At 68.2% G+C, this 17,114-nt stretch carries 12 protein-coding genes; 4 read left to right on the plus strand and 8 right to left on the minus strand.

Annotated elements, in window-relative coordinates; genetic code table 11:
* Nucleotides 1-27: 27 nt before the first annotated feature.
* Nucleotides 28-2,658: a DUF3656 domain-containing protein gene (locus HUA76_RS18470; RefSeq protein WP_174461593.1), complete on the plus strand. Its 2,631-nt coding sequence runs from the start codon at nt 28-30 to the stop codon at nt 2,656-2,658.
* Between the two features lie 90 nt (nt 2,659-2,748).
* Here the strand turns inward: HUA76_RS18470 and HUA76_RS18475 are convergent, their stop codons facing one another.
* From HUA76_RS18475 to dnaE, 3 genes are all read right to left on the minus strand, one after another.
* Nucleotides 2,749-3,792 (minus strand): prephenate dehydrogenase/arogenate dehydrogenase family protein, encoded by a 1,044-nt coding sequence (locus tag HUA76_RS18475; RefSeq protein ID WP_174461594.1) that lies wholly within the window; start codon nt 3,790-3,792, stop codon nt 2,749-2,751.
* 85 nt (nt 3,793-3,877) lie between these two features.
* The gene (locus HUA76_RS18480; RefSeq protein WP_174461595.1) at nt 3,878-4,705 is read right to left on the minus strand and encodes a crotonase/enoyl-CoA hydratase family protein; all 828 of its coding nucleotides are present in this window, start codon (nt 4,703-4,705) and stop codon (nt 3,878-3,880) included.
* 75 nt (nt 4,706-4,780) lie between these two features.
* On the minus strand, nt 4,781-8,332 hold the full coding sequence (dnaE, locus tag HUA76_RS18485) for a DNA polymerase III subunit alpha (protein ID WP_141640669.1): 3,552 nt from the start codon (nt 8,330-8,332) through the stop codon (nt 4,781-4,783).
* A 339-nt stretch (nt 8,333-8,671) separates the two neighbouring features.
* On the opposite strand from dnaE, the gene HUA76_RS18490 reads away from it, so the two are divergent.
* Together HUA76_RS18490 and HUA76_RS18495 are read left to right on the plus strand one after the other, a co-directional pair.
* The gene (locus HUA76_RS18490; RefSeq protein WP_141640670.1) at nt 8,672-9,121 is read left to right on the plus strand and encodes a Spy/CpxP family protein refolding chaperone; all 450 of its coding nucleotides are present in this window, start codon (nt 8,672-8,674) and stop codon (nt 9,119-9,121) included.
* A 96-nt stretch (nt 9,122-9,217) separates the two neighbouring features.
* Entirely contained in the window at nt 9,218-10,018 is an 801-nt protein-coding gene (locus tag HUA76_RS18495; RefSeq protein WP_174461596.1) for a hypothetical protein, read from the plus strand.
* Between the two features lie 26 nt (nt 10,019-10,044).
* On the opposite strand, the gene HUA76_RS18500 is transcribed toward HUA76_RS18495, so the two are convergent.
* From HUA76_RS18500 to HUA76_RS18515, 4 genes are read right to left on the minus strand one after another with little or no spacing between them, the layout of a single operon-like run.
* Nucleotides 10,045-10,680 carry a carboxypeptidase regulatory-like domain-containing protein gene (locus tag HUA76_RS18500; RefSeq protein ID WP_174461597.1) on the minus strand — a complete coding sequence of 212 codons (636 nt, stop codon included), beginning with the start codon at nt 10,678-10,680 and terminating at the stop codon, nt 10,045-10,047.
* On the minus strand, nt 10,680-12,368 hold the full coding sequence (locus tag HUA76_RS18505) for a caspase family protein (RefSeq protein WP_174461598.1): 1,689 nt from the start codon (nt 12,366-12,368) through the stop codon (nt 10,680-10,682). Before HUA76_RS18505 ends, HUA76_RS18500 begins: the two co-directional genes overlap by 1 nt.
* Entirely contained in the window at nt 12,355-13,134 is a 780-nt protein-coding gene (locus HUA76_RS18510) for a hypothetical protein (RefSeq protein ID WP_174461599.1), read from the minus strand. The genes HUA76_RS18505 and HUA76_RS18510 overlap by 14 nt, the downstream gene beginning before the upstream one ends.
* Nucleotides 13,135-13,137: 3 nt before the next feature.
* Complete coding sequence (locus HUA76_RS18515) at nt 13,138-13,710, minus strand: sigma-70 family RNA polymerase sigma factor (RefSeq protein ID WP_174461600.1); 573 nt, start codon at nt 13,708-13,710, stop codon at nt 13,138-13,140.
* Between the two features lie 318 nt (nt 13,711-14,028).
* Between HUA76_RS18515 and HUA76_RS18520 the strand changes: the two genes are divergently transcribed.
* Complete coding sequence (locus tag HUA76_RS18520; RefSeq protein WP_174461601.1) at nt 14,029-14,787, plus strand: hypothetical protein; 759 nt, start codon at nt 14,029-14,031, stop codon at nt 14,785-14,787.
* A gap of 108 nt (nt 14,788-14,895) precedes the next feature.
* Here the strand turns inward: HUA76_RS18520 and HUA76_RS18525 are convergent, their stop codons facing one another.
* Nucleotides 14,896-16,917: a glycoside hydrolase family 88 protein gene (locus tag HUA76_RS18525; RefSeq protein ID WP_254614277.1), complete on the minus strand. Its 2,022-nt coding sequence runs from the start codon at nt 16,915-16,917 to the stop codon at nt 14,896-14,898.
* Nucleotides 16,918-17,114 lie beyond the last annotated feature (197 nt).

Below are 17,114 nucleotides of genomic sequence, written 5' to 3' on the forward strand. Positions count from 1 at the left end.
GCAGCCTCGCTGTGGTAGAGGGCGGACATGCGCCGTCGTCCTGAAATCCTCGCCCCCGCTGGAGACCTCGACTCGATGAAGGCCGCGCTGGCCAGTGGCGCGGACGCCATCTATTTCGGGCTGGACGAGGGCTTCAACGCGAGGGCCCGGGCGGAGAACTTCTCGCTCGCCACCCTGTCGGAGACGCTGGCGCTGGTGCACCGCGCGGGCGCGCGCGCGTTCCTGACGATGAACACGCTGGTGTTCGAGCCGGAGCTGCCGGTGGTGGAGGACATCCTGCGGCGAGTGGCCGCGGCGGGCGTGGATGCGCTCATCGTCCAGGACCCCGCCATCGCGCTGGTGGCTCGCGCGGTGTGTCCCCAGATGGAGGTCCATGCCTCCACGCAGATGACGATTTCGAGCGCGGAGGGTGCGCGTTTCGCTCGCGGCCTGGGTGCCACGCGCATCGTCGTGCCGCGTGAGCTGTCGGTGGCGGAGATTGGACGGCTGGCGGCGGAGACAGACATCGAGCTGGAGGTGTTCATCCACGGCGCGCTCTGCATGTCCTGGAGCGGCCAGTGCCTTACGAGTGAGGCGTGGGGTGGGCGCTCGGCGAACCGGGGGCAGTGCGCGCAGTCCTGTCGGCTGCCGTATGACCTGGTGGTGGATGGACAGACAAAGGACCTGGGCGACGTGCGCTACCTGCTCAGCCCCAAGGACCTGGCCGGTGTCATGGCGGTGCCGAAGCTGATTGAGATTGGCGTGCACTCGCTGAAGATTGAAGGCCGGCAGAAGGGGCCGCAGTACGTGGCCACGGCGGTGCAGGGCTATCGACGCTGGGTGGACGGTGTGTCGGCGGGCAAGGCGGACACGGGTGCGCTGCGCAAGGACCTGGCTGACATGACGCTGTCGTACAGCCGGGGCTTCTCGCACGGCTTCTTCGCGGGCTCGGACCACCAAACGTTGGTGGAGGGGCGCTTCCCCAAACACCGAGGCGCGTACCTGGGCGTGGTGGAGGCGGTGCAGGGCCGCGACGTGCTCGTGGCGGAGGACCCGGAGGGACGTCCGTGGACGGGCGGGCTGGGGCAGGACGACGCGCGGACGAAGTCGGAGGCGCCGCAGGGCAAGGTGTCTTCGCCGCTGGAGGGCGATGCGCCGGTGGCCGCGGAGTTGTCCCCTCGTCCGGGCATGGGCGTCGTGTTCGACGACGGGCACCCGGAGGACAAGCACGAGGCGGGCGGGCCGCTGTTCCGCGTCGAGCGCACGAGTCACGGCTGGGTGCTGGGCTTCGGCAATCCCGGGCCGGACATGGCGCGAGTGGCGCGCGGGCAGCGCGTCTGGGTGACGAGTGATCCTTCCCTGGCGAAGCACACGGAGGAGCTGCTGGCGCAGGGTGAGCCCGAGGGCCGTGTCCCGCTGGCGCTGACGGTGTCGGGGACGGCGGGAGGACCGCTGGTGGTGACGGGCACGGCGCGAGGAGGCCACGTGGCCACGGCGTCGAGCACGGTGCCGCTCGCGCAGTCTCGCGGGGGTGGGATGGACGCGGCGCTGCTCAAGGACAAGCTGGCGGCGCTGGGTGGCACTTCGTTCCACCTGACGGAGCTGGACACGACGGCGCTGGGTGCGGGGCTGCATCTGCCGGTGTCGGAGCTGAAGGCGCTGCGTCGCTCGCTGGTGGCGGAGCTGACGGAGGCGGTGTCTCGGGGACCGGCGCGCACGGTGCGGGAGACGGCGGTGCTGGAGGAGGTGCGGGCCTCGCAGCGCGAGCGCGTGGTCGCGTCACCGGTGGCTGACAGTGCGTTGCTGTTGCCGCTGTGTCGGACGGACGAGCAGCTCGAGGCGGTGATTGCGGCGGGGCTGCCGGAGGTGGAGCTGGATTGGATGGAGTTGGTGGGGCTCCAGCGGGCAGTGGAGCGGGCGCGGGCGGCGGGGCTGCGCGTGACGATTGCGACGGTGCGGGTGCAGAAGCCCGGCGAGGAGGGCTACGACGCGCGCATCGCGAAGCTGAAGCCGGATGCGGTGCTGGCGCGGCACTGGGGCGCGATGATGCACTTCCTGGAGCGGCCCTTTGCGCCGGGGGAGTCACGGCCGGCGCTGCATGGGGATTTCTCGCTCAACGTGACCAACTCCGTGACGGCGCTGCATCTGTTGGGGCTGGGGTTGGACACGCTCACGTTCGCGCATGATTTGGACGCGGTGCAGTTGGGGGCCATGTTGGAGCACCTGCCGGCCGAGCGTTTCGCGGTGACTGTGCACCACCACATCTCGACGTTCCACACGGAGCACTGCGTGTATTCGCACACGCTGTCGCATGGGCGCGATTTCAAGAGCTGTGGACGCCCGTGCGAGAAGCACCGGTTGTCGCTGAGGGACCACAAGGGCCTGGAGCATCCGGTGGTGGTGGACGTGGGCTGCCGCAACACGGTGTTCAACGCGCAGGCGCAGAGCGCGGCGTCACTGGTGCCATCGCTGCTGGCGCGAGGAGTGAAGCGTTTCCGGGTGGAGTTCGTCCGGGAGTCGCGCGAGGAGGCCACGCGTGTCCTGGGGGCGTATCAGGAGCTGCTCGCGGGCCGCATCTCTCCGGCGGAGACAGTGCGCCGCGCGGCGGTTCATGAGCAGTTCGGTGTGACGAAGGGGACCATGAAGGTCCTCAACCCCACGTTCACCGTCCAGCGCTGAGCTGGGACGAGGCGGCGAGCGAAACGGTCCGGTGTGGTTGCGGCAAGGGCTTTCGCCGAAGCGTTCAGCGAGGGGCGCTACTCCCGGGGCTCACGCTTCCCCGTCGGGTCCAGCGACGGAGTCACGGGAAAGGCGAAGCACGGCACGGAAGACATCGTCCAGCGCGGCGGTGTCGAGGCCGTCCCGCTCGGCCCACTGGCGTCGGGTCTCCATCATGGAGGACTCACGCTCCGCATCGGGAAACGGCAAGCCGTGCGCCGACTTCACACGGGCCGCCTCTTGAACGAGGCGTGCGCGCCGAGCGAGCAAGGACACGAGTTCGCGGTCGACACTGTCGATGCGCTCTCGAACCCCCAGGAGCGCGGGGGGTGCGGACTCAGGCGTCGGACTCGCGGCCCCTGCTTGTGGTTCGAGTCCCTGATGGAGCTGAGTGAGTGCATCCATCAACCGGACACGGGCCTCTCGCGCATACGGGTTCTCCGTCTGCACGACGGCGAACAGGTGTGGCACCTCCAGCCGTGCGTACTCTTCAAGCCGAGCCATGGGCTGGAAGCTGGGAGGCGCGAAGGGCAGGTCTCTGCCCGCCCCTGCCTTCACAAGTCCGTGGGCCAGGAAGAACGTAAGCACATGGGTGCGGGACATCAGCTCGTCATGGGCCTCGGGCGACATCTCCGTCACCTCGCAGCCCAGGAGTTCGAACAGCGCACGGGTGCGGCGCACGGCCTCCGGATGGAGAGTGTTCGGACACACCACGGTGCGCCGAGTATCGCCACGCGCCAGGCTCGCGGGGCCGAAGAGCGGATGCGTGCCCACCCAGGGAATGTCACGCCCCAGGACAGAGGCGAGCACTTGCACCGGCCGCACCTTCACGCTGCCCACGTCGATGACGAGGTGGGTGGGTGACAGCATGGGGCGCAGCTCCATCAACGCATCACGCATGCCGGAGACAGGCATCGCCAGCACGAGGACGGTGGAGCGAGAGGCCAGCTCCGCGAGCGAACGAGCCTGAAGTTTTGGCGGGACCTCGTCCCGCCTCGGGTCAAACACGCTGTGCGGCACGCCCGCGTCGGACAGCAGCCCCGAGAGGGCGCGACCGAAGCGCCCATAACCCAGCAACCCAACCGTCTCCGTCATGCCGTGGGACTCCCGAGACTCGACTTCATGGGAATCCTCGCACTGTGAGAGCAGCGGGTGAAAGCCCCTCGTGAGAGGGGCGGGCTCACCGCCCCACGAATTTCGCGGGGCGACGCTCGGCGAAGGCGGAGAAGGCTTCTGCGAGGTCGTGTGATTGGAGGAACGCGGAGTTCCACACGGCGACGTAGCGCAGGCCGTCCGACGTGGACTTGTCCGCGCAGTATTCCATCACCTGCTTGGCGCCCTGGACGACGAGGGGCGGGTTCTCGGCGATGCGTCGCGCGGTGGCGCGGGCCTGGGTGAGCAGTTCCTCGGCCGACGGGAAGACCTCGTTGACGAGTCCCATGCGGAGGGCGCGCTCGGCATCCACGTCGCCACCGGTGTAGGCCAGCTCACGAGTGTGCCCCTCTCCGATGATGCGAGGCAGGCGATTGAGAGCGCCCAGGTCCGCGACGATGCCGACCTTCACTTCGCGCAGGGAGAACTTCGCGTCGCGGGAGCAGTAGCGGAAGTCACACGCGGCGATGAGGTCCATGCCTCCACCGATGCACCAGCCATGCACGGCGGCGATGAACGGCTTGCGACAGCGGGCAATGCCTTCGGTGGACTGCTGCATGTCGCCAATCAGCTTCAGGAGCTTCGTGCGCTCCAGGGCGAGGTTGTTGTCACCGGTGAGCAGCGGTCCCAGGGACTCCATCATCCCCATCAGGTCCAGGCCGTAGGTGAAGTGGTCACCGTTGCCCCGGACGAGCACCACTCGCACGGATTCATCCTCGTCGAGCGCGCGAATGGCCTCGGGCATCTCCCGCCAGAAGTCCGGGCCCATGGCGTTGCCACGACCGGGGCCCAGGAGAATCACTTCGGCGACTCCATCCGCCTTCTCAATGCGCAGCGACTTGTAGGTGGTGTCCATGACGGCCTCCCGCGTGAGTGGGCGAACCGTACCTCACCCACGCGGAAGCGGCGTGGTGCCAGAGCACCACTGCCGTCACCCGAACTCCACCACCCGCATCCCGAACAAGCGGTCCACCGCCAGCAACAGGTCGTCATGCACCTGCACCTTGAGCGACGTGTTCCCGATGAGCGCCTCCGCCTCACCGTGGAACAACACACTCACGGCCACCGGCGTGGCACCGGCGAACTTCTTCGCCAGCTCATGCAGCTTCGCCACGCGGTCTTCCGTCAGCAGGTCTGCCGGCACGCGCAGCTCCAGCCGCTTGGTGCGCTTCTCACGCACCTCCTTCAGGCTCTGGATGTCGTCGACAATCAGCTCCGGCGTGGGCGAGTCCTCGTCCCGCTGGCTGATCTGCACCGTCCCCGTCACCAGAATCGGGTCGTCCGACTTGAGCAGGTGCTCCCAGTTCTCGAACCCCGGCTTGGGCCCCTGCTTCGCCCACTTGCCATCCCGCCCCATGACGTTGCGCGTGCCGTCCTTGCCCGGGAAGCACACCAGCTCAATCGACCCGGACAGGTCTTCAATCGTCACCCACGCCATGCGCTTGCCCGTCTTCGTGGGCCGCTCGCGCAGCACCGTGACGACGCCCGCCACCGTGAGCTTGTCGTCCTTGCGCGCGCGCTGCACCGACGTAATCGGCTTCGCGTAGCGCTTGAGCTCCTTGTCGTACTGATGCAGCGGATGGCCAGACACGTAGAAGCCGATGGCCTCCTTCTCCAGCGCCAGCCGCTCCTTCTCCGACCACTCCTCCACCACGACGTAGTCGTCCTTCATCGCGGCGCCGCCCGAAGCGGGCCCCGCGAGCATGCCAAACAACGAGCTCTGCCCCGCCGCCTTGTCCTTCTGGCTGGACGAGCCGCGGTTCATCGCCCGCTCAATCGTGTCGAACACCTGCCGACGCGGACGCTTCTCGAAGTCGAACGAGCCCGCCTTCACCAGCGCTTCCAACACCTTCTTGTTGACGCGCCGGCTGTCCACGCGCTCGCAGAAGTCGAAGAGACTCTTGAAGGAGCCGTCCTTGCGCGCATCCAGGATGGACTCGATGGCGCCCTCGCCCACGCCCTTGATGGCGCCCAACCCGAAACGAATCTTCCCCTCCACCGCGCCGAACTGGAGGTCGGACTGATTCACGTCCGGCGGCAACACCTGGAGGCCCGACTCGCGCGCCTCACCAATGTGCTTCACCACCTTGTCCGTGTTGTCCTTCTCGCTGGAGAGAAGGGCCGCCATGAACTCACAGGGGTAATGCGCCTTCAGCCACGCGGTGTGAATCGTGACGAGTCCGTACGCCGCCGAGTGGCTCTTGTTGAAGCCGTACTCAGCGAACTTCTCCATCAGGTCGAAGATTTCGCCAGCGACCTTCAGGTCGACGCTGTTCTTCGCGCAGCCCTCGAGGAAGCCGGCCCGCTCGGCCTGCATGACCTCGGCCTTCTTCTTGCCCATGGCGCGGCGAAGCAGGTCCGCGCGGCCCAGGGTGTACCCACCCAGGACCTGCGAAATCTGCATCACCTGCTCCTGGTACACGATGACGCCGTACGTGTCCTTGAGCACCGGCTCCAGCGCGGGATGCGGATACGACACCTTCTCCCGGCCGTGCTTGCGGTTGATGAAGACGTCCACCATGCCGGAGTCCAGAGGACCCGGGCGATAGAGCGCGCCCGCGGCGATGACGTCTTCGAAGCAGGACGGCTTGAGCTTCACCACCATTTCCGTGAAGCCACTCGACTCCATCTGGAAGACGCCGGCCGTGTCGCCCTTGGCCATCAACTCCCAGACCTTGTCGTCATTCAGCGGAATCTCATGCCGCGGAATGTCCTTCTCGTGGTTGCGCTTCACCAAATCCAGCGCGTGCTGGATGACGGTGAGGGTCTTCAGGCCGAGGAAGTCGAACTTCACCAGGCCCGCCGCCTCCACCTCGTCCTTGGCGAACTGGGTGATGAGCGTCTTCTCACCCGGCGGCTGGTAGACGGGCACGAACTCCCACAGCGGCTTGTCGGCGATGACCACGCCGGCCGCGTGCATGCCCGGCTGACGGTGCAGGCCCTCCAGCGCGAGCGCGATCTCCAGCACGTCCTTCGTGGTGACGGGCCGCCCCTCCACTTCGCCGATGTTGGAGGGCTTCTCCATCATCTCCTTGAGTCGAGGCTCCATTTCGATGGCCTCCTTCAAGGTGATGTTGAGGACTTCCGGCACCAATTTCGCGATGCGGTCACCTTCGCTGAAGGGCAGCGCGAACACGCGGCACACGTCGCGCAGCACGCTCTTCGCCTTCAGTGAGCCGAAGGTGATGATCTGCCCCACGTTCATCTCGCCGTACTTGCGGCCGACGTACTGGATGACCTCGTCCCGCCGGTCCTGGCAGAAGTCGATATCGAAGTCGGGCATCGACACGCGCTCCGGATTCAGGAAGCGCTCGAACAGGAGGTTGTACGGAATCGGGTCCACGTCGGTGATGCGCAGCGCGTACGCGACGAGGCTGCCGGCGCCGGAGCCACGGCCCGGGCCCACGGGGATGCCCATCTTCTTCGCCCAGTTGATGAAGTCCTGGACGATGAGGAAGTAGCCGCTGAACCCCATCTTCTGGATGACGCCCAACTCCAGCGTCAGGCGCGCCTGGTACTCCTCCCGGTCGATGGGATAGCTGACGGTGGCCGCCAGTTCGATGAATCGCTCGCGCAGGCCCTCGTAGGCCAGCTCCGACATGAAGCTGTCCGGCGTGTGGCTGTCCGGCACCTTGAACGTGGGCAACATGGGCTTGCCCAGCTTCAGCTCCAGGTTGCACTGCTCGGCGATGCGCTGCGTGTTGTGGACGGCCTCCGGAATCTCCTTGAAGAACTCCAGCATCTCCGTGGGGCTGGTGACGTAGAGCTTGTCCGTGGCGTGCTTCATCCGCTTGCTGTCCGCCAGCGTCTTGCCGCTGGCGATGCACATCAGCAGCTCGTGCGCGCGCGCGTCCTCGCGCTTGATGTAGTGCGCGTCCGCGGTGGCGCACAGCGGGATGTCCATGTCCCGCGACAACTGCATCAGGTTCACGTTCGCCTTGTCCTGCTCAGGCATCCCGTTGGACTGCACTTCGAGGAAGAAGTGCCCGGGCTCGAAGATGTCCTTGTACTCCTGGGCCGCGCGGCGGGCGTGGTCCATGTCCCCACGGAAGCACGCGCTCGTCACCTCACCACCCAGGCACGCCGTCAGCGCGAAGAGTCCCTTGCTGTGGTCCGCGAGCACCTTCTTGTCGATGCGCGGGTGGTAGTAGAAGCCCTGCATGTACGCGGTCGAGGACAGGTAGCGCAGGTTCGCGTAGCCCTCCGCGTTCTTCGCCACCAGGATGAGGTGGTGGTTGACCTTCTCCGAGCGGTCCTCGCGACCCTTGGCGCCCGCGACGTACGCCTCCATGCCGAGGATGGGCTTGATGCCCGCGTCCTTCGCCTTCTTGTAGAAGTCGATGGCTCCGAACATGTTGCCGTGGTCCGTCACGGCGACACTCGACATCCCCTTCTCCTTCACCGTCTTGATGAGGTCCTTCATCCGGATGGCCCCATCGAGCAGTGAGTAGAGCGTGTGCAGGTGGAGGTGGGTAAAGGACATGGCCCGAACACTACGTTCGGCCCCGGCCTCCCGCTACTCTCTCGAACGCGTCAGGGTGGCCCGTCCCACAGGCCGAGAAATCGGCCTCGAAAGTCGTTCTGTCGGGAGCGGAAAGGCGGGGCGCGGCCCGAAATCGGGGCCCCCAGGGCCGGTGGGCCGGGCTCTCCCTCCAGCCGTCCAGGCGGGCGCACCCGGGGCGAAACTCCAGGGCCGGGGGGCTTCACACTTCTTCACGCCCGGTACAAGCGCCCGAAAAAGCGGCCCGGCACATTGGGCAACATCGCCAACACGGCGAAGCCACCCGGGCCCGCGTCGGGCCCCGCATTCGGAGAGAGTCCCATGATGAAGAAGCTCGCCATCGCCGGTTCCGCCGTCGTCGCCGTCGTCCTGCTCAGCGGTTTCGCCTTCCGCGGCGGCCACCACGGCTGGGGCCACAACCCCGAGCGCATCAAGCAGATGGTGTCGTGGAAGCTGAACGACAAGCTGGACGACATCGACGCGACGGACGCCCAGCGCAAGTCCATCAACGCCGTGAAGGACCGCCTCCTCGACGAGGGCGCGAAGCTCGCGAAGGAGCAGCACGCGGTGCGCTCGGAGGTCGTCACCCAGCTCGAGTCCACCACGCCCGACGCGCAGAAGCTCCACGCGCTGGTGGACGAGCGCATCGACGCGATGCGCGCGTTTGCCCACCAGGCGACGGATGCCGCGCTGGAGGTCCACGGCACGCTGACGCCGGAGCAGCGCAAGGAGCTGGCCACGGAGTTCCGTGAGCGCACCGGCATGGAGTGAGAAGCCCCCTCGGTGCCCGTCCCCCACTCAACGCCCACCCATGACCATGGGTGGGAATGGGTAGGCGACGGGGAGCGTCACGCATAGGTTGAAGGTGTGAGATACACCGACTACGCGCAACGCATCCGTTCGTTCGAGAACCTTGGAGAAGTGGCCGAGTACGGCCAGGTCCTGGAGGGCGGACAGCCCTACCCGCTCTTCCGCATCACCGTGCCGGGAGAGCGTTGGCTGGTCATCACCTCGGGGTTCCACGGGGAAGAACCCGCGGGTCCCCTCACCCTGGCCGAGCGCTTCCCCGAAGTGGTGGCCTATGCCCGGCAACGCGGCGTGGGCCTGCGCGTGTATCCATGTATCAACCCCTCCGGCTTCGAGGACGGCACCCGCTACAACCGCTCCGGAGAGAAGCCCAACAACGACTTCCTTCGCTATGAAGTGGCACCCGGTGAGTGGCGGGGTGAGCTGAACGAAGGGCAGGACCACCTGCGCTGGGCCCTCTACGACGGCGGGCCCAAGGAGACGCGCCTGGTGCGCTCGGACCTGGCGCGCTTCCGGGCGCCGAACGCGGCGCTGGATATCCACCAGGACAACTACCTGGGCGGCGCCGCGACGTACGCGTACACCTTCGGAGACAAGGCCTTCTACCGCCCCTTCGTCGAGGCCTCGTCCAAACACGCGACGGTGGTGCGCAACCAGAAGGTCGACGAGCAGAACATCACCGACGACGACGGGCTCATCGTCTACCACGACGGCAGCGTCACGGACTGGTACGCGCGCCAGGGCGTGCCCTACACGGCGACGCTGGAGACCACCACGCCCATGAGCATGGAGGCGTGCCACGCGGTGAACCTCATCTGGATTCGAGGCTTCATCGACCTGGCCGCGCGCACGGGACGCTGACCGGGGACGGAACGCGCCGAGGACACTCAGCCGCCCTCGTCTCCTCCGTCGTCGTCACCGCCCCCATCGTCGTCTCCGCCGAGGTCGTCCTCACGCAGGACGAACTCGCGCTCCAGTTCCTCGCCCTGGCGGACGCAGACCTCTTCCTCCACTTCCTCGAGACCGTCCGCCTTGACCTCCAGCGTGTAGCACCCCTCGGGAAGAGGACCGACGCGCACCTCTCCGCTCGACGCGTCCATCTCCAGTTCGTCCAGCGCGGTCCCCTCCACCTCCACCTCGCCACGCGGTGGCACGTTGCCAGCGCTGTCCCGCAGGCGAACGGTGATGAAGGCGCCCAGGGGCGCGTCGATGTCACCCAGTTCGGTGATGCGCGCGCCTTGCGCCACCACCTTCGTGCGGGCCGCGTGGGTGCGCGAGGCCACCAGGAACAACTCCACGGAGGTGGCCGGCACGCCGCCGAGTTCGAAGCGTCCGTCCGACGACACACGCGCCCTCAACTCGGGCTGGCCCAGCACGCTCACCACCGCCACGTCGGCCTCGGCGCCGAGGATTCGCCCGCGCACGGTGCCCGCCTCCAGCGGCCCGTTGTTGAAGCCACCACACGCCCCCATCAGGGCCAGGCCCGCCCACGCCAGGGGCATCACGCGTCTCGGAGCACGCATCAGAAGCGATATCCTCCGCCCAGAAACAGGCCACCAAAACCCACCGCGCGAGTGCGCCCGTCCACGGGGACGTAGGCCCAGAGAAGCTGGCCCTTCGCCTCCAATACAAACCTCGTCCCCAGACGCCATGACACTCCCGCCATCCAGCCAGGCCACACCGTGAGGTAGCGCTCGTCCTGGCTCAACAGGTCCAACTGGAAGGAGCGCTCCAACCACAAGGCGGCCACACGAGGCCCCGTGGACAACCCCAGCCGACCCCATTGCCACGAGGGTCCCACCGTCACGCCCAGCATCAACACCCGATGGCGCACGGGCACCGTTCCGCCCACGTCGAGCAGCAGCGCCCGACGCCCCTGCCCCGCGGCCAGGTCCACGCCCACGTCGAGCCGCTGCTCCAGCAGCACGCCCCCCAGCCGCAGCCCCACGCCCGCCAGCGCCGTGGGCGGAAGCACCTCGCGGCGGCTGCGCGCGTCGAGGAAGCCCAGGGCGCCGACCTCCAGGGCCACCGTGCGCTGGGGGCCGGGCGACACCTCGCGCAGCAGCGAGTCCAGCGCCCGGCGCTCCCCCGCTCGCAGTGCCACGGTGTCTTCCCACAGCAACTGGCCACCCTTGTGGAGGCCCAGCTTCCGGCTTCCCTCCGGCAAGGCCACGCCGCCTGGAAGCTCGCCCGCGTCCACGCCATCCACCTTGAGCGTGAAGCCCTCCAGGCGAGGACTGTAGGAGAAGACTTCCGGCTGCCCGGGCTGGGTCAACGCGCCCGCGAGCAGCACCGGGTCCGCGCCCACTTCCGTCATCCGTGCGCTCGGGCGCTGCCGGCCCTCCGTATAGGTCCACGTGTGGCGGCGCGCCCAGTCATGCGCCTCGGTCGCACTCACCGCGCCATCCCGGTTGCGGTCCCCTCGGCCGTCGAGCGACTGGACGAAGAAGTGCGTGTAGATGTCATTGGCGAGCGCATCGTCCTCGCGCGCCGTTTCGCCCCAGTCGCTGGCGGACAGGACGAGCGAGGCGCGGCTGTCCTCTTCCAGCGGACGCGGTGGGAACGCCCCCTTGGTGCGCTCCAATTCCTCGAGCACCGCCGGGGGAAGGAGCGACTTGCCCGTGCCGCTGTGACACGTGGCCAGCACCAGCACCCGTCGCCTGGAGCCCAGCTGCTCCAACTCCCGCTCCAGCGCCGCCATCTCCAGCCCCGTGCCCTGCACGTCCCGGAAGCGCGTGTCGCGCATCACCAGGTAGCGCTGGAGGTCACCCCGTGCATCCCGCGCGAGCGTGCCATGGCCGGAGACGTAGATGACCACCACGTCCTTCGGGTTCCAGGGCCGTGCGGCCAGCGTCCGCAGCGCCTGCAGCACCGCCGCGCGCGTCGTCTGCTCCGGACGCGTCAGCACCGTCACCGAGCGGAAGCCGCCGCGTCGCGGGTCCGCCAGCACACGCCCCAGGTCCTCCGCGTCCTTGCCCGGGTAGCGCAGCCCGTGCCAGGAGGCGTCCTCATACTGATTGATGCCGATGAGCAGCGCATGCCGCTCGCCCTCATGCGCCGACGCCAGCTCCGCCGAATCCAGGCGCACGCGCACCGCCCGCCCCTTCTCGCCCACGCTCGCCGCACCGCACGCGCAGAGCGACGCGAAGGCAAGCCACAGGACGACGCGGAAGCAGGGACGACTCACGAAGGCACGCTCAGGGGGCAACATACCCCGGCTCCACCCGCAGCCGGAGCCTCGCCTGGGCGGCTTCCTCGGGTACCCTGCTTTGAGTGAGGGCCGTGTCCCGCTCGGCCGCCGAGCGAGGCCCCCGTGGCCACGCGGCCAGCACCAGCACCCGTGGACCGTGCTCCCCGGCCAGGGACACACCCGCCAGTTCGCCTGCTTCCTTCAGGTCGTGCGTCCCCGCCTCCAACGTGTAGCCGCCCAGCATCTGCGCGGGACCCTCCGGGGACTCCAGTACGAGCATCGCGTCGGAGACCTCGCTGGCGCGATAGCGCACCAGGACCACGGCCTCGGGAGGAAGCAAGGCGTCCTCCGTCACCGCGTGCAACGTCCCGTCCGGCAGGCGCGCCACGGCGGTCAGCTCCAGGGACATCGGCGCGACACCCTTCAGTCGCCACGAGCGGTCCTCGTGCTCCTTCGACGCCAACGGGGGGAGCACGGCGATGGCGACCACGGCCGCGGCGGCCACCGCCAGGGCTCCCGCGAGCCACGCGCGTCGTGGCGTCCCGAGGCGACGGCGCAGGCGAGCCCACCCCACCGCGTCCTCGCGCGGGGTGGACATCGAGCCCAGCGCCTCATCCGCCAACGACTCCACGCCGAACGCGTCGTCCTCGTCGCTCCGTTCGAGGAACGCCTCGCACACCGCACAGGGCTGGGACAGATGCGTGGAGAAGTACGCCACCTCTTCGGGCGACTTGTCGCGCAGGGCCTTCCAGCTCCGCGCGTCCAGGTGTCTGCTCGCGTCGCTCATGGCTCACTCCACTCCCGCGGCCAGAAGCCGCGCCAACAGCTCACGCTTCACCCGTGCCCGGAAGCGCTCCAGGCGCATCGTCACCGCGCTCTTGCCCAGCCCCAGACGCTCCGCGATCTCTCGCGCGCTCAGCTCGCCCTCCAGATAGAACAGGCGGACCGTCTCCTTCTCCGGGCCCTCGGGCAGTCCCTCGATGAGCTCGCGCACCACCACCACGCGCCGCTCCAGCGTGAGGGCGGGAGGAATGGCTGGCATGCTCGTCTCCAGCTCCAGTGCCAGGTCCTCCGCCGCGCGCCCTCGAATCCGCGCGCCCCGGCTGAGGGCCTGGGAATGGTGGCGCGCAATCGTCACCAGCCAGCGCCCGAAGGCGCGGGGATGCTCCAGCCGCGCCAGCTCCCGGAAGGCCCGGACGAACGTCTCCTGGACCACGTCCTCCACTTCCGCCGGACCCAGCGCGGAGTAGCCCAGCGCGACACGACGCACCGACGCGTGAAAGCGCTGGTACAGCTCGCGGTGCGCATCCTGCGCGCCTCGATTCGCGCGCTGGATGCAGGCGGAGATTTCCTCCTCCGTCACGGCCCGCCCCTCTCACCCACACGCCGAGCAGGCCCCTGCCGCGCCCTCGCACCCCACACGAAGGGCGCTCCGGACCACCGGACACACGCTGTTGCTGGGGTACGAGCACCGGTCATGTCTCCCCATTCAGTACCGCGCCTATCAGGAAGGAGTCACGAGGCCTCTATCGGCCACAGGCGCCCCCTTCACGAAAGGTCCCCGCGTCGCGATGTGGCCGATAAGCGCGCCGATGCTCCTTCTTTTCGAACAGGGGATTTCGTGCGGCCCAGGCCGGAGAAGTCGCGCGCCAGGTCCTCTCGATACCAGGAGATGAACGGTATGCGACTCATTGGCTTGTGCACGTCCATCATGTTGCTCTCGGCCTGCGGCAACCCGGATTCCGTCAAGGTCGGGCTGAGCACCCGAGTCGGCGCCGCGCGTGGCGCCCAGTCCGCGCCCGGCCACATCGAGCAGCGGCTCGAGGCCCCCACTGGCATCACCATCGACCGGGTCCGACTCTCCGTGCGGGAGCTGGAGTTGGAGCTGGAGGGCGACGACGCCGACGACGGCCACACGGGTGGCGCGGATGACGGCACGCGGGACGATGATGACTCCGAGCAGGAGGTGGGCCCCCTGCTCATCGACCTGACGAGCGAGGACCTGAACGGTCAGGTCATCCGCGTGGGCAACCTGCAGGTGGAGCCCGGAATCTTCGACGAAATCGAGTTCGACATCGGCAAGGTCTCCACCACCGAGGCAGGTGAGGATGCGGCGCTCCAGGAGCTCGCGCGGCTCGGCGCGTCCGTGGTCATCGACGGACACATCGACGGGCAGCCCTTCAGCTTCGTCTCCAGCGTGCGGCTGGAGCAGGAGCGAGAGGCCCGCTTCGAGGTGAAGGCCGGAGAAGAGCCGAACATCACCATCAATATCGACCCGAGCGGCTGGTTCGTCGACGGCCAGGGCCAGCGACTGGACCCGCGGGACGACGCCGCACGCTCCACCATCGAGAACAACCTGCGCCGCTCCATCGACGCCTTCGACGACGATGACGAGGATGGCGACGAGGACGATGACCACGACGACGACAACGACGACTGACGGTCGTCCCCCACGCCCTCCCACGCGCACCTGGGCCGGGCGGGCGTGAGGTGAGTGAACGGCCCGCCCCTCGACAAAGCGAGGAGCGGGCCGCTGTCACACCGGGCCTCAGCCGCGCGCGGCCTGTTGCTTCCGCCTGCGGTTGCGCCAGCTTCGCAGCGCGAGCACGAGCAGTGGCAGAGGCACCGCGCCCGCGGCTCCGCAGCCGAAGCCTTCAGGCATCGCTTCGTTGGCCACGACCCGCGCCGCCTCCGCGACCGCGACTTCGTCCACGTCGCCGGGCAGGTGGTCGGTCGGCACGGTCCCCCAGCGCTCGAAGTCCGCCAGCAGCGACAGCAACGACGCGTCCTGCGAGAGCCACGTGAGCACCGGCGAGACCTCGTTCCCGGACATCGCCGTGTGCTCGAAGTCCACCGGCGTCCGCACAGGCCCGGGCAGCACCTCCGCGACCCCCGCGGCCGTCGTTCCGCCGGGAGTCACGGTGTGCCCCAGCACTCGGAAGTCGCTGTCCGCGATGACCGTCCGCACGGACACGCGACCCAGGTCATTGATGGCCGGAGCCCCGGTGCGGAAGACGTACCGGTTGGCGATCTGCACCTCGCTCCCGCCCGGAGGACGGACCCACACGCTGTAGCGTTGCGCGGGCAGGTCCGCGACCATGCGCACGTGGTACGTCTGCCCATTCACGTAGGGCACCTGGACCAGCGACGCGTAGGCCCCGCCATTGCGCACGTCGAAGTACCCGTCCAGGTTCATCCGCACCGTCATGTTCAGCACGGAGTAGCCCGTCACCGACGTGGAGCTGTCGGTGTAGCCCACCGTGCCGTCCTGCGAGGATGCGAGCGGTGTCACGTCGAACTCGACGGTGCGCACGCCCGTGTTCGTGGTGCCGAGCAGGTGCTGGCTCTCGAAGAAGGCGACCTTCGAGTACCAGGGGTACGGAGGGTTCGGGTTGAAGCGAAGCACCGCCTCCAGGAAGTAGTAGTCGCCGTAGATGAGGCTGACATCAATCTCCTGATTGGCGGGCAGGTGCCCCACGCCATGCAGCAGCAGGCCCGGGCTGTTGGTGCCCTGCGCGAAGTAGGCCGGTGACACCAGCGTGTCGAGCGTGCGCAGCGCCGCGTCGCGGTAGCGCGTCTTGCGCGCGGCGTCCGTCTCCAGGTTGCTCAACTCCTGCAGCGCCGAGGCGACGATGGCCGCCGCCGAGGAGTCCTTCTGCGTCCCCGGCGCGTTGAAGTCCCACTTCGGCACCATGTCCGCCGGCACATTGTCCAGGTACCAGTCCGTCACCTTGCGCGCGGCCGCGAGCATCCGCGCATCACCCGTGTACCGGTACACCATGGTGTAGCCGTAGATGAGCCACGCATGGCCCCGCGCCCAGGTGGAGTTCGTGGAGTACCCCTGGAAGGTGCCCTTCGAACGGATGGCCCCCGTCGCGGCGTTGTAGTCCACGTAGTGGAAGGAGCTGCCATCCGGGCGCACCGCATCGCGCAGCGTGGTGAGCGCGTGATTGATGGCCATCGTCCGCAGCTCCGCGCGTCCCCCGTTCGCCGCGGCCCACAGCAACAACTCCAGGTTCATCATCGTGTCCGTGACGAGCGGCACGTCCCACGCCGAGTTCCAATCACAGCAATCGATGATGCCGATGCGTGAGTTGTACCGCGTCGCGAGCGTCTCGGCCGACGTCAGCAGCACGCCGCGATAGTACGGGTCTCCCGTGAGCCGGTACGCCTGGCCGTAGCTCGTGAACAGCTTGAAGCCCAGGTCATGCGTCTGCCGGTTCGTCTTCTGTCCCTCCAGGGGCCTCGTCCACTGGTCCGCCTTCTGCTGCCACGACGGCTCCAGCCCCACCTGGAACAGGTGCCACATGCTTCCCGGGAAGAAGCCCTGCGTCCACGCCACCGCATCCGTGTTGGCCACCGTCGACCACGTCCCGTCGGCGCGCGACGCCTTCGGTGAGCGAGCCGTGCTCGGCATGGCGGTGGCTGTCTTCCGGAGCTGGGTTCGCGCGAAGCCCACCACCTTCAGCGCATCCGCGTCGTTGAACGCGTGGGCCGTGCTGGTGACCAGCAGCAACGCCACCCCCAACACCCCCATGGTCTTCCTCATCCCCTGCGTGGTTCTCATCATGAGGCACCCCTTCCTTCACCCGCGGCCAAGGTGGCCGCGTGCCTGGCTCGAGTCCAGCGAGGCCCGACATGACGGCGACTGGCCGCACGCCCGAGGAGCACTCGCACCCACCGGTCCAAGCTCGGCGCCAGGGGTGCAGTGACAGGTACGCGACGACCTGGATGTGAAGGATTGAGCCGCGCCCCCATCCCCCGGGG

Source organism: Myxococcus sp. CA056, from assembly GCF_013336715.1.
GTDB classification, from domain to species: Bacteria; Myxococcota; Myxococcia; order Myxococcales; family Myxococcaceae; genus Myxococcus; species Myxococcus llanfairpwllgwyngyllgogerychwyrndrobwllllantysiliogogogochensis.